Annotated in this window: 11 protein-coding genes; 9 read left to right on the top strand and 2 right to left on the bottom strand. The window is 46.2% G+C overall.

Going from position 1 to position 14,007, the window contains the following annotated elements; genetic code table 11:
- Positions 1-70: 70 nt before the first annotated feature.
- From ADJ77_RS11415 to ADJ77_RS11370, 9 genes are all read left to right on the top strand, one after another.
- Positions 71-1,849 carry a biotin/lipoyl-binding protein gene (locus ADJ77_RS11415; RefSeq protein WP_050696432.1) on the top strand — a complete coding sequence of 593 codons (1,779 nt, stop codon included), beginning with the start codon at positions 71-73 and terminating at the stop codon, positions 1,847-1,849.
- Between the two features lie 231 nt (positions 1,850-2,080).
- The gene (locus ADJ77_RS11410; RefSeq protein WP_025078841.1) at positions 2,081-2,647 is read left to right on the top strand and encodes an HDIG domain-containing metalloprotein; all 567 of its coding nucleotides are present in this window, start codon (positions 2,081-2,083) and stop codon (positions 2,645-2,647) included.
- Positions 2,648-2,875: 228 nt separating this feature from the next.
- Entirely contained in the window at positions 2,876-3,703 is an 828-nt protein-coding gene (locus ADJ77_RS11405) for a MotA/TolQ/ExbB proton channel family protein (RefSeq protein WP_025078842.1), read from the top strand.
- 60 nt (positions 3,704-3,763) lie between these two features.
- Complete coding sequence (locus ADJ77_RS11400) at positions 3,764-4,279, top strand: hypothetical protein (RefSeq protein ID WP_025078843.1); 516 nt, start codon at positions 3,764-3,766, stop codon at positions 4,277-4,279.
- Positions 4,276-4,821: an ExbD/TolR family protein gene (locus tag ADJ77_RS11395; RefSeq protein WP_025078844.1), complete on the top strand. Its 546-nt coding sequence runs from the start codon at positions 4,276-4,278 to the stop codon at positions 4,819-4,821. The genes ADJ77_RS11400 and ADJ77_RS11395 overlap by 4 nt, the downstream gene beginning before the upstream one ends.
- Positions 4,818-5,294, top strand: coding sequence for an ExbD/TolR family protein (locus ADJ77_RS11390; protein ID WP_025078845.1), 477 nt, complete (start codon positions 4,818-4,820; stop codon positions 5,292-5,294). The genes ADJ77_RS11395 and ADJ77_RS11390 overlap by 4 nt, the downstream gene beginning before the upstream one ends.
- Before the next feature lie 96 nt (positions 5,295-5,390).
- On the top strand, positions 5,391-5,894 hold the full coding sequence (locus tag ADJ77_RS11385; protein WP_025078846.1) for an Lrp/AsnC family transcriptional regulator: 504 nt from the start codon (positions 5,391-5,393) through the stop codon (positions 5,892-5,894).
- Between the two features lie 530 nt (positions 5,895-6,424).
- Positions 6,425-7,249 (top strand): GLPGLI family protein, encoded by an 825-nt coding sequence (locus ADJ77_RS11375; RefSeq protein WP_081784453.1) that lies wholly within the window; start codon positions 6,425-6,427, stop codon positions 7,247-7,249.
- A 64-nt stretch (positions 7,250-7,313) separates the two neighbouring features.
- Positions 7,314-9,836 (top strand): peptidase associated/transthyretin-like domain-containing protein, encoded by a 2,523-nt coding sequence (locus ADJ77_RS11370; protein WP_050696430.1) that lies wholly within the window; start codon positions 7,314-7,316, stop codon positions 9,834-9,836.
- A 756-nt stretch (positions 9,837-10,592) separates the two neighbouring features.
- Here the strand turns inward: ADJ77_RS11370 and ADJ77_RS11365 are convergent.
- Both ADJ77_RS11365 and rpsA read right to left on the bottom strand, forming a co-directional pair.
- A complete protein-coding gene (locus ADJ77_RS11365; protein WP_025078850.1) occupies positions 10,593-11,948 on the bottom strand; it encodes a TIGR00341 family protein in 1,356 nt (451 codons plus the stop codon).
- Positions 11,949-12,171: 223 nt separating this feature from the next.
- On the bottom strand, positions 12,172-13,953 hold the full coding sequence (gene rpsA / locus ADJ77_RS11360; RefSeq protein WP_050696429.1) for a 30S ribosomal protein S1: 1,782 nt from the start codon (positions 13,951-13,953) through the stop codon (positions 12,172-12,174).
- Positions 13,954-14,007: the final 54 nt, after the last annotated feature.

Raw genomic sequence — 14,007 nt, 5'->3', positions numbered from 1 at the left:
TTTTATCTAATTTTGCAGGTTAGATTGTAAGTTACAACCCCTTCATTTAGATAATAACAGAAACATAAATATGGGAAAGAAAATTCAGTTCAGTCTCATTTACCGAGACATGTGGCAGAGCTCTGGTAAGTTCCAGCCACGTAAGGATCAGTTGGTACGCATCGCACCTATCTTCATCGAGATGGGCTGTTTCGCACGTGTGGAGACCAACGGTGGTGCTTTTGAGCAGGTAAATCTACTGGCAGGTGAGAACCCTAACGAGTCAGTACGTGCCTACACCAAGATTCTGCATGAGGCTGGTATCAAGACACACATGCTTGACCGTGGTCTGAACGCGCTGCGTATGTATCCTGTTCCTGATGATGTCCGTGCACTGATGTATCGTGTGAAGCACGCACAGGGTGTGGATATTACCCGTCTCTTCGACGGTCTGAACGACATCCGCAATATAGCTCCTGCATTGAAGTGGGCGAAGGAAGCCGGTATGACTCCACAGGGTACGCTCTGTATCACTACCTCTCCTGTACACACCATCGAGTACTACTGCAAGCTGGCTGACGAGGAAATCGCTGCTGGTGCAGAGGAACTCTGTCTGAAGGATATGGCTGGTATCGGCCAGCCGGCATTCCTCGGTGAGCTGACCCGTCGCATCAAGGAGAAGCACCCGGACGTGATTCTGGAGTATCATGGTCACTCTGGTCCGGGCTTGTCAATGGCTTCCATGCTCGAAGTTGCCAAGAACGGCATGGATATTCTTGATGTTGCCATCGAGCCGTTGTCATGGGGTAAGGTCCATCCTGACGTTATCTCCGTGCAGAGCATGCTGAAGAACGCTGGCTTTGATGTGCCGGAAATCAACATGGATGCTTACATGAAGGCACGTGCCATGACCCAGGAATTCATTGACGAGTGGCTCGGTTACTTCATTAACCCGCAGAACAAGTACATGAGCTCACTGCTCTTAGGCTGCGGTCTGCCAGGTGGCATGATGGGTTCAATGATGGCCGACCTCGGTGGTATCCGTGCAACCATCAATAACCTCCGCAAGAAGAAGGGAGAGGCAGAGCTTTCAGTTGACGATATGCTTATCAAATTGTTCGATGAAGTGGCATACGTATGGCCACGCGTCGGCTATCCTCCATTGGTAACCCCGTTCTCACAGTACACCAAGAACATTGCCCTCATGAACCTCCTCACCCTTGAGCAGGGTAAGGGTCGCTTCGTGATGATGGACGACTCTATGTGGGGTATGATTCTCGGAAAGAGTGGTCGTGTGCCGGGTGAGATTTGTCAGGAGCTGAAAGACCTTGCCAAGCAGAAGGGGCTTGAGTTCACTGATGCTGACCCTCACACCTTGCTGCCTAACGCACTCGACGACTTCCGCAAGGAAATGGATGAGAACGGATGGGATTACGGACAGGATGATGAGGAACTCTTCGAGCTGGCTATGCACCCGGAGCAGTACCGCAACTATAAGAGCGGACAGGCTAAAAAGAACTTCCTTGCTGACCTTCAGGCTGCAAAAGATGCCAAGCTCGGTGCAAAGGTTAGTCCGGAGGAGGCTGCGGCATTCAAGCATGCCAAGGCTGATGCCATCGTGTCACCTGTCAAGGGGCAGCTCTTCTGGGAGTTCCAGGGTGACGGTGAGGCAGCTCCTGCTATCGAGCCGTTCATCGGTAAGGAGTACAAGGAGGGTGACGTGTTCTGCTACGTTCAGGCTCCTTGGGGTGAAATCGTCACAGTTCCTGCTGCCCTCGGCGGCAAGTTGGTTGAAATCAACGCCAAGCAGGGTGCTAAGGTGAACAAGGGTGACGTCATCGCTTACATCGAGAGAGCACACGAAGAATAAAGAAAGATTATCATAATGACCATGAGCCACGGTTCCTCTTTCATGGCAGTGTAAGCTGCTGGGAGAGGAGGCGTGGCTTTTTTCGTGGGTTTGTTGAGAGCCATACGAAACGGGAAACGCTATGATTTGTAGATTATCTGGAAGATGTTGAAGCGATAGGCTTTATATACGTCCTGGAAATCTTGGACATTCTACAGCCCAAACTTTCCCCTAAACCTTTCTCCAAGAACAATGAATTATCAGGCAATCATCAATAAGTTTTACCCCGAGGACAATGCCCTGCGCCATATTCTCCTCGTCCACAGCCGTTCCGTGGCTGACAAAGCCCTTGCTATTGCTGACCGACATCCCGAACTTTCGCTTGACCGTCAGTTCATTGAGGAGGCAGCCATGCTGCACGACATCGGTATCATCCGCTGCAATGCACCCGGCATAGAATGCTTTGGCAGCGAACCTTACATCTGTCACGGGCGCATCGGTGCCGAGATGCTGCGTGCGGAGGGCTTCCCCCGTCATGCCCGTGTCTGCGAGCGCCATACCGGTGCAGGCATCACCCGCAGTCAGATTATAGCCCAGCGGCTTCCTCTTCCCGAGCAGGATTTCCTGCCTGAAACGATGGAGGAGAAGGTTATCTGTTACGCTGACAAGTTCTTCTCCAAGACGCATCTTGACCGTGAAAAGACGGTGGAACAGGCTGTTGCAAGTCTTGCAAAGTTCGGTGAGGAAGGGCTTGCCCGTTTTCGTGAGTGGGTGGAAATCTTTAACCCCCAACCGGTGATTAGCCATGGATGTCCATGATTCTTAGTTGAATTGTATAGTTTCTCACACAAGATGCACGGTGGCTTTATTTAATCCAAAGCGGTCGGTCATTAGGACCAGCCTTTAATCTTTTCAAGCACAAAGATTTGGCTGTTATTACATTTTTATATACCTTTGCGCAGATAATAAAAGAGGTAATTCAGCCTTTCATAACCAAGGGCAGCAATGCCTTTATAAAATGAGGAGACCACTACGGGTTTTATAATTATGAGGAAATTAATTGCTTTGTTTGCAATCATAACAACTCTCACTTTCTCTTGCTTAACAACTGTTTCAGCTCAGGCGCCTGCTGGTTCTGGCGTTGCTGCGTCTGCCGATACGCTGTCGGATGAGGCATTGGATGCTACGGGCGTGGCCGATGCGGCTGTTGCGAAAGCACCTGCTGCAAAGGATACGGGCTTTCATCAGTCGTTGAAGCGTAAGTTTATCGAGGGTAATGCAGGATTCATGTCGCTTGTGGCATTGGCATTGGTGCTGGGTCTGGCGTTCTGCATTGAGCGCATCATCTATCTGAGTCTGTCGGAGATTGACGCCAAACGCTTCGTGGGCAAGCTGGAGGATATGATTGCTGCAGGCGAAATTGAGCAGGCGAAGTCGCTGAGCCGTGAGACACGCGGACCGGTGGCATCCATCTGTTACCAGGGATTGCTGCGTATAGATGACTCTATTGAGAATATCGAGCGGAGCGTTACATCCTACGGCAGTGTGCAGAGTGCCAATCTTGAGAAGGGCTGTTCGTGGATTACGCTCTTCATCGCCATGGCACCGTCGCTCGGTTTCCTTGGAACGGTAATCGGTATGGTGATGGCATTCGACCAGATTCAGGAGGCTGGTGACATCAGTCCGACGATTGTGGCTGCGGGAATGAAGGTGGCACTGATTACGACTATCTTCGGTATCATCGTAGCCCTTGTTTTGCAGGTGTTCTACAACTATATCCTCTCAAAGATTGAGCATATCACGGCACAGATGGAGGAGTCAGCCATCTCGCTGCTGGACGCGATAATGAAGTTTAAGCTGAAAGGCGATGCATAGTCCGGGAGGCAAAGGCGCTTTCAGATTGAGGATTTCAGACTTTGAATTTTAACAGGTAAGATGATGAAAATAAAGGGATTGGCAAAGATGGATGAGGAACGCATATCACAGCGTGTCTTCTATGTGATAGTAGCCCTGTCGGCTATAATCTTTCTGGCGTTCTATCTCATCGGTTTTGATGCACCTTTCACCGCCGATTCATCTTTCAATGCACCCCTGTTGACCGATGTTCTGCTGGGTTTTATGTGGTTTCTCTTTGCTGTTACGCTCATTGTCTCTGTCGTTGCCGTGGTCCGTGGAGTACGGAGAGCAAATCAGAACGAGGGAGTAACAAACGGTATTCCTGCACGGAAGATAACCTATATCACCTATGGTGCAACGGCACTGATTCTCTTGCTGACCTTTGTTTTCGGCTCAACGCAGGCGATGGTGGTCAACGGACAGAACTTTGCTGACACCTTCTGGCTTCGTATGTCGGATATGTTCGTCAACAGTTCACTGCTGCTTCTCGTGCTTGCAGCAGGAGTAGTCATCTTCGGTGCCACACGTTACTATAGAAAGGAGCATCGGAAATGAGGTTTCGCAGAAGAGACAGGCGTAAAGTCCCGGGACTGAACACGACGTCAACAGCTGACATTTCGTTCATGCTGTTGATACTCTTCCTTGTGGCTTCTTCCATGGACCTTGACAAGGGACTGTCAAGGCAGCTTCCGCCTGTCGACAAGAAGAATACACCACCTGCTGCCGTTGACAGCAAGAGGGTGGTGCGTCTTGGCATTGATGCGGAAAATAAGGTGATGCTTGACGGCAAGGCTGTGACACTGAAGGAGGTCCGACAGCGTGCAACGCAGTTCATAAAGACCAACGGGAAGGGGCACATCATACAGTTGCAGAGTGACCGTAAGGCTTCTTATGACACCTATCTCCATGTGCAGAACCAGTTGGTTGCAGCTTATAATACCGTGCGCAACCAGCGTTCACTTGCCCTTTTCGGCAAGACTTTTGAACAGTGCAGCCATGAACAGCAGGTGCGGATAGCTGAAGAAGTGCCCATGCGCATTTCTGAAGTATATACAATTGCCAGTGTTGACAGTACTGAGAAAGGGGGCAGGGAATGAGACTCTATCGTGGCAGAAATCATGACATACCGGCATTGAACACAGCTTCCTTGCCCGACCTTATCTTTTCCATCCTCTTCTTCTTCATGCTGGTTGTCCACATGCGGAAGACAACGGTGCACGTGAAGTGCCAGGTGCCGATGGCAACCGAGCTGTCACGCCTGTACAACAAATCAAACGTGCAGTATATCTATATCGGTCTTCCTGTCAACAACCTCGGACAGGTGAAGGGGGAGAAGATGGTTGTCCAGCTGAATGATAACCTCACCACGATTCCCGAGATAAAGAAGTATCTGATACAACTCTCTGCAGCATTGCCTCCCGAACAGCGGCGGCAGCTCAGCGTAAGCATCAAGGCAGACCGCCATGCGGATATGGGTACGATTATGGATCTCAAACAGGCGTTGAGAGAGGCTAATGTGTTGAATGTCAACTTTACAGCTGTAATGAGTAAGGATAGCAAGCTGGAGTAGGAAAGAATGTTTGGATTTGTTGTAAAAAACCACTTCTCTTTTTGCTAATTAAAAGATTTTTAATACCTTTGTAAGCAAAATAACAATAGTTCAATAATGGCACATAGAAGTTTAGATCGTCTTGACAAGAAGATTCTGCAGCTCATTTCCGAGGATGCACGAATCCCATTCCTTGAGGTTGCACGTGCATGCAATGTCAGCGGCGCAGCTATCCATCAGCGTATCCAGAAGCTGACCAATCTTGGAGTCCTGAAAGGTTCCCAGTTTGTTATTGACCCTGAGCGCATCGGCTACGAGACTTGCGCTTTCATTGGCTTGAACCTCAAGAATCCAGAGAAGTTCGATGATGTTGTTGAGGCTTTGCGCCAAATCCCGGAGGTTGTAGAGTGTCACTATACCACAGGTGAATATGACCTCTTCCTGAAGATGTACGCATACAACAACCATCATCTGATGTCTGTCATCCATGACAAGTTGATGCCGCTCGGTCTGTCACGTAGCGAGAGCTCCATCTCTTACAATGCTGTCATCGACCGTGCCCTGCCGATTGAAGGCATGAAGGTAGCTGACACGGTGCTGGATGACGACGACGAGGATTAGGAAGTAGGTAGTTGTCCTTGAGGCTGCGTGAAAGCAGGGCTGCGTGACGTGTGTGTCCATTGTCTGACTTTGTTCACTGACGCATGCCGTGTACGCTCCTGTGCTTTGTCACCGGGCACTATTTCAACACATTCTTGTGAATGCTTTAATACCCGTACGAGTTCCGTGCGGGTTTCTTTTTTCTCTTCTCTATTCCCCATCGGCTCATCAGGAAGGCTCACTTTCGTTCTGTAAGAGGCGACTTAAACTGAAAAACAACGGCAGCTATTACTGACCGATAAGACTTTAATAGCACATTCTCCAATGCGGAATCTCTTTTTAAATTACGTCAAAAGTGTTTACAGGAAGTCGTCGCTCTGATGTTATGCTGTAGTCAAGAAGGAATTTCAGTAGATTCTTTGTTGTTCTGTGTAAAAAGTGTTAAAACGTAGTGATAAGTTTATGATGATTTGTTTTTTTAATCTATAATATATAGATTTGTAGAATAAAGAAATCTTAATAAGTAAAGATGTGAAACTAATGCTGATTTTATGAATAGTTTTAAGAGTTGCTTTGTCCTGTTTCTTATGCTATTGTCCTCTTGTCTTTGTTATGCAGATAACCGGCACAGTCTGAATCTTCGTATTACATACGATTTTGCTTATAAGCAGTGCTATGGCAGGGCAACCTTGACGGATCGTTTAAGTTTGGATATTCTTGATGACCAGTCTGTCTGTTTCAGCCTCAAGAACAGACGACAAAATCAAATCACGGATAGTCTGGCTGACTTAGGCTTCAGGGATTATGAAGACTACAGCGCAGAGAAGAAAAAGCAAGGTGTTTACGGTAATAGCGTGACTTGGCAGGTTTTGAAGAACTTTCCCGAACGAGGCAGGCAGACGGTGACATGGTACACATTAAAAAACTTCAAGGTAGAGGAGCTCAGTTCCGTCATCAACTGGACGTTGCTGGAAGGCGATACGGTCGTAGCCGGTTATGAATGTCAGAAGGCGGAGACAACCTTCAAGGGACGTAAGTGGACGGCTTGGTACACCTTGGATATTCCCCTTGACAATGGTCCCTGGAAGCTGGGCGGACTGCCGGGTTTGATATTGCTGGCAAAAGAGTCGGAAGGTATTTTCCGTTTCGAGTGTATCGGTATAGAGCCGGGGAAGGCGGGACCGGTCAGCTTGCCGAAGAAGTCTTTTGAAAATTGTTCGTCCAAAGAGCTTAATGCCTTGATGAAGCTGTCGTATGAAGACGATGCAACTTTCTCTGGAAAGATGTTGGGATGTCAGTGTGTGGCGTACGACAAGAACGGCAGACGGATAGATAGTTCTAAGAACCATGCAGCGTTACTTGAAAAGAAAGAATAGGATATTTCGTGTGTTTTCGTTGAGGGCAAGGTTCTGCTTTGCTCTTAGTCTGACTCTGTGCTTTTTGCTTCATTCACAGGCAGTATCTGCACAGGTCTATACGGGTAAGGTAGTTGGTGAGGAAAGCAAAGCCTTGCCGGGAGTCTCTGTCATATTGCTGCATGGAAAAAAGTCGGTAGTGTTTACGAAAACGGACGCAAGTGGTTTGTTTCGCATAGCAAAGAATGATAATACCGAGGTTGACTCTATACGCTTTTCGCAGATGGGCTATGAAAAACTTATATGTCCGCTATCCGGTTTTAAGGATGGGCAGACTATTATTCTCAGTAGAAAGGCGTATCAGCTGAAAGAAGTAAAGGTGAAACCGCAGAAGATAAGGCAGACGGGTGATACACTTAACTATCTCGTCAGCCAGTTCATGCAGAAACAGGACAGGAGTATTGCGGACGTCCTCGCAAAGATGCCCGGTATTACAGTTGCTCCTACAGGACAGATAAGTTATAACGGTACTCCGATTAACAAGTTCTATATTGAGGGGATTGACCTCAGTGGAGGCAAGTATGCAATGCTGAGTGAGAATCTGGATGCAAGGAAGGTAAAAAAGGTGCAGGTGATGGAGAATCATCAGCCTGTCAGGGCATTGCGTGATATAAAGTTCAGTGAGCAGGCTGCTGTGAATATAGTTCTGCGTGATGATGTAAAGAACACGTGGCAAGGGATTGCACATATAGGGGCTGGTGCATCGTTGCAGCATCCCGGGCATGGCTTGTATGATGAGAAGCTGATGGGGATGTTCTTTGCGCGGAAGAAGCAGAGTGTGTCAATGTATAAGTCAACTAATACTGGAAATGATATAGAACATGAGATCACAGATATAGAAAAACTAACAGGTGATAGGGGAGATGTTGACGGCTTAGTCTCACTATCGTCAGTTAAAAACCCAAAGTTAAACCGTAATCGTTATACTTTCAATGATACACATCTCTTTGCAACCAACTGGTGTTTCGTGACACCGAAGAAGGATAATTTACGTCTTCAGGCTACATCGCTTTTCAATCGTTCCAGATACCAGCAGTATGCACAGACTATATATAATAATGTAGTGGGCGACTCTATGGTTGTGGAGGAACAGAGGCAGCGCAGTTATCGGAGGGAGTACACAGCAGAGATGAGTTATCAGATAAATCGTGACAAATCATTTGTAGAAAACACATTGAAAGGATTTCTTGATTTCAATTCAGGTGTAGGGGATGCCTTGTTCAATGGGCACCAGATACGGCAGTTTGTACAGCCTCGGAAGATGTCAGTCAGCAATAGGACCAAGGCTATAATTAACATAAAAGACAAGAACAGTATTACCTTAAACGGCTTCCTGTCCTATAATTATCTGCCGGAAGAGTTGCTGCTTGTTAACGGAAAAACGGAGAAGATATATCAGAAGGAACTGAAAGGTGAGGTCTCTGCCTCTTTCAGACATAGGGTGGGGCATATCTACCTTTCGTACCTTGTTGGTGGCAAGGCTCTGTTGCAGAATCTTTCTGTCTCAAACTACCTGACTGCTGACAGTCTTCGGGAAGATAGGTATGGGTGTCATAATCTCTTTCTTTCCCCACAGCTTAGTTACAAGTCGAAGGACTGTAATCTCAATGTTGGTCTGAGGATTAATGAGTATTACATATCTAATTCAGCAATACATCAGAGCAAGGTAACCATAGAACCCAACCTGCACTTTGGCTGGGAACTTAACGGTAGAACGGAGTGGACGCTTGGTTATGGCTATCACTGGATACCTGTGCAGCTCAATTCATCTACAATGCTACCTGTATTCAGCAGTTACAGAACGTTTTTCCAAGGGAAGAATGAATTGGAAGCTACACGGAATCACAGCATCCTTTCGGCATTGAGGTATAAAGACATTGTCAAGGGATGGTTTGCCAACGCATCTGTTTCTTATCTGACGGTATTGGATAGCCGGATGCTAAGAGGCAAACTGTTGGACGGTGTTTATTACTCTTCATTCACTAACCTATATACTCATTCTCACCTGTTGAGAACCAGTGAGGAAGTTACCAAATCATTTGACTGGGCTTCACTGATGTTAACGCTAAGACTTTCACAGGTGTGGAATTATTATTCGATGTTGATTGGAAACACGCCTAAACCGTTTGTTACCCGTAACTATACAACTTATATGGGACTTTCTATGCGACCGTTGCGCTGGTTTAGTCTTGAGGCATCCGGCAATCTTTTAGAAAGTCAGTTCAGAAGTAGAGAACGGAACATGCTGTCATCTAAACCGATTCGCTTATTCACGGAGAGTTTGTCGTTGTTCTTCTTCCTTGACAAATGGCAGTTCAGCTATATGGGCGAGTTCTATCATAATAAGGATATAGCATCATCTTTCACGCACTTCTCTAATATTTCTGTATCTTATCAAAAGAAGAACTATGAGTTTTCTTTGCAGCTTAGCAATCTGTTTGGTATGAGGGAATACAGGCAGAGGATGATTACGACAACATCATTTGCTTATACCGAGACGATGCTGCGTCCTAAGGAAGTCCTTGCTAAAATCATTTTTAGCTTATAGCTTTGTTGATTATTTTGATTCTTTGGAGTGTCTCTGTTATTTTCTAAGGCATGTTCTTCTGTTATTATGTCTTTCCCTTACCCAGTCTGTCTGTTATTATGTCTTTATCTTATCCTGTCTATGTCCTGATAAGTCCTTGACAAGCGGCGTGAAGCTGTCCGGCTTGTTATGAATACTATATGAAGTGGAAAATGACAGCCTGTTAACCAATAGTTGTGGATTGTTCTTGATGGGGTCTTCCAGGCTGTTTGCTAATAGTGTTTCAAGGGATTAAATGGGTTCTTCCGTTAAATGCGTAGATAGGAAACGGAAAAAAGGCTTATACACCTGTATGGTATGACTATCCAAAATCAGACGGTCTCACAAAAAGGGATTAAGCACAAGATAAAAATGCAGAAAAGGCAAATAAATACCATGTCTTTCCGTCTTCTACTAACAACTTATTCCCATATCAACCAATAATTGTAAACTATTTTCATACAACTCAAAACCAATATATGGTCTTTTGGCTTCTAAAAGACGCCTAATTGGCTTGCAATAGATGCCCTTTTGAGGTCTAACTAACGCCCTTTTGAAGTCCAATTAAGCACCTTTTATTGCATGCTTGGATAATGTGTTGAATTTCAGTATGTTGTAGAGGTGTTTCAAATGCGGGTTTTCTGCTTTTTTTATTGTTTGTCGACAAGTGTTTTTGTAAAAAAAACATACCAACTTCTGGCGTTTGATGACACTCTTCATTCCTTATCATTATATTCTTTACTTTGTTACAATCATTAAGTCAAGGCTATCAGCTTTTACTTTGACCTTCAGCCAGTTGTAGAGCTGTTTTCGGTTGTCGGCAGGAAGGTTCTTACTTGTCTTCACAATCGCTATGACATAGTCTTTCACTAATGTGGTATCAAGGAAAGACTCTGATGCTTTTGTGAGTGTAAGACTCTTGGCAGTAGGGCAGACTGCTTTCAGTTCGTCCTTGATGCTGCTTGATAGTTCAGAATAGTGTGTGTAGCTTTCTAACTGCTTCAGTAAGACATCATTTTTATAAACCAGCTCCTGCCATTCAGGAGTGTTTTTCTCTCCCAGCGTTGTCATTCCTCGTTTCTTGTGTTGCATTATGGGAATGCTGTCAGGGTTGATTCCCTGTACTATTTTCAGCGTATAGCCTTCCAGTTGATAATCTGGCATTGACAACTGTGCCTTCATTAGTGAGTCGGTTGTTATCGGTCTGCCTATAGCAACGATATGAAGAGTCTTTGCTTCTGTGTCATATTCGTGCGACAGGATATTTGTCCCGTTATAGGACAGTTCTTTTGTGATAAACTTTTCTACATTGTTCTCAAAAACACTCTGTTTAAGGATGTTCCATGTCATATAGCCAGCAGGTAGGATTGTGATGGTGAGAATAGATGCAATGTAATAATTTACGCGTTTCATCTGTTCAAGATCTACAAACTTCTTCCTGTGGAAATGTAGTAGTCGCACACCTATACAAGTGGTAAAAGCGATGAAGACAGTGTTGATAAAGTACAGATAGAAGGCTCCGAAGAAATAAGAAGTGTTGTGTACGGCCAGTCCATAGCCTGCTGTACAGAGGGGTGGCATCAGTGCCGTGGCAATGGCAACACCAGGCAGAACATTGTTCTTTCCTTTTGTGGATATGGCCAAGATGCCGGCAGCTCCACCGAAAAGAGCGATTAAGACATCATAGAGGGTAGGGGATGTGCGGGCCAAGAGTTCTGATTGTGCTTCTGTTATGGGCGAGACCGTAAAATACAGCATTGCTGTAATGACGCTGATGAACGTACTGACCAGATAGTTCTTCATTGACTGGCGGAATAGTGACAGGTCTGCTATTCCTATTGCCAGGCCCATACCTATAATCGGTCCCATCAGTGGAGAGATGAGCATGGCGCCAATAATAACTGCCGTTGAATTGACATTGAGTCCCAGTGAGGCTATGAAAATGGCAAAGATCAGTACCCAGAGGTTAGCTCCCTGGAAGTTGATGCCGTCAGTAATCTGCGTTACTACCTCTTTCTCGCTGCCCTTGTCAGGCAAGACATTGAAGTAGCTTTTTATTACTTGCCATAAGGTCTGATTGTTATTTTGTTGCATTTTCTTTATTTTCTTGCAAAGATACTTATTTTAATGGAATGTATCAAGTTGTTTCTCTATTTACTATCCGTTTGTAGCTTTGTAGTTCACTGTACTCTATCCCTCTAAAACTGTTTTGTATTCAGCCTTGGATGGTATGTTAGGGTAGGATTTACGGTACAAAAAAAAGAGTACCAAGAAAACTTGATACTCTTTTTATATTTGTTAGATTTCTGTGTGCAGATTACTTGCCACCTTCCATCTTCTTCTTCAAGTCAGCGAGAACGCCGAGGTCGCCGAGTGATGTGCCTGCTGCAACGTTGTTGATAGCAGCTGCGTCATTCTTTGGCTTGTTGTTTGCTGGACGCTGGCGACGTGGCTCATCCTTAACCTCCTCGAATGTGCGAGAGTGAGAGAGGATGATGCGCTTAGTGTCCTTAACGAACTCGATTACCATGAATGGGAGAACCTCACCAAGCTGTGCCTGTGTGCCGTCCTTCTTAACAAGGTGCTTTGGAGTTGCGAAGCCTTCACCACCCTCGTTCAGAGTGATGACTGCACCCTTGTCCATAGACTCGGTAATCTTACCCTCGTGTACAGAACCTGGAGTGTAGATTGCCTCGTACTCATCCCAAGGATTAGACTCGAGCTGCTTGTGGCCGAGGCTCAAGCGACGGTTCTCCTTGTCGATTTCGAGGACAACAACCTCAATCTCTGCACCCTGTGTGGTGAACTCTGAAGGATGCTTAACCTTCTTTGTCCAAGAGAGGTCGCTGATGTGGATAAGACCGTCAACACCTTCCTCTAGTTCTACGAAGATACCGAAGTTAGTGAAGTTGCGAACCTTAGCAGTGTGCTTAGAGCCTACTGGATACTTAACCTCGATAGCCTCCCATGGGTCTTCCTTGAGCTGCTTGATACCGAGAGACATCTTACGCTCCTCGCGGTCGAGTGTGAGGATAACTGCCTCAACCTCGTCACCAACCTTCATGAACTCCTGTGCTGAACGCAGGTGCTGGCTCCAGCTCATCTCTGAAACGTGGATCAAGCCCTCTACGCCTGGCTGGATCTCTACGAATGCACCGTAGTCAGCCATGACAACTACCTTACCCTTAACGTGGTCGCCAACCTTGAGCTCTGCATCCAGTGAATCCCATGGATGTGGAGTGAGCTGCTTGAGACCGAGAGCGATACGCTTCTTCTCCTCATCGAAGTCGAGGATAACGACGTTGATCTTCTGGTCGAGAGCAACAACCTCGTGTGGATCGCTTACGCGGCCCCAAGAGAGGTCAGTGATGTGTACGAGTCCGTCAACGCCACCGAGGTCAACGAATACACCGTAAGATGTGATGTTCTTAACGGTACCCTCGAGGATCTGACCCTTCTCAAGGTGAGAAATGATTTCCTTGCGCTGTGCCTCGAGCTCAGCCTCGATGAGTGCCTTGTGTGAAACGACTACGTTACGGAACTCCTGGTTGATCTTAACAACCTTGAACTCCATTGTCTTGCCAACGAATACGTCGTAGTCGCGTATAGGATGAACGTCAATCTGGCTGCCAGGAAGGAATGCCTCGATACCGAATACATCAACGATCATACCACCCTTAGTGCGGCTCTTGATGTAACCCTGGATAACCTCGTCGTTCTCCAGTGCCTTGTTGATGTTCTCCCAGCTCTTCTGGAGGCGAGCCTTCTTGTGAGAGAGAACGAGCTGACCACGCTTGTCCTCCTGGTTCTCAACGTAAACCTCTACCTTGTCACCAGCCTTGAGCTCTGGGTTGTAACGGAATTCAGAAGCAGGGATGATACCATCGCTCTTGTAGCCGATGTTAACAACTACTTCCTTCTTGTCAACTGAAATAACAGTACCTTCAACTACCTGATGCTCCTGGATTTTGTTGAGAGTCTCGTCGTAAGCCTTTGTAAGGTCGTTCTTACTTGCTTCAGCGTGTACGCCGTTCTCGAACTCATCCCAGTTGAAGTCAGCTAAAGGCTGTACATTCTGGACGTCTTTGAAATTTGCCATAAAGTGTTTAAAAAATAATTTAATTAATAAAGTTCGACTTTATATTATCTATGA

It is taken from the genome of Prevotella fusca JCM 17724, assembly GCF_001262015.1.
GTDB lineage: Bacteria > Bacteroidota > Bacteroidia > Bacteroidales > Bacteroidaceae > Prevotella > Prevotella fusca.
The sequence above is the reverse complement of the archived record's forward strand: the minus strand, read 5'-3'. Positions and strand labels throughout refer to the sequence as shown.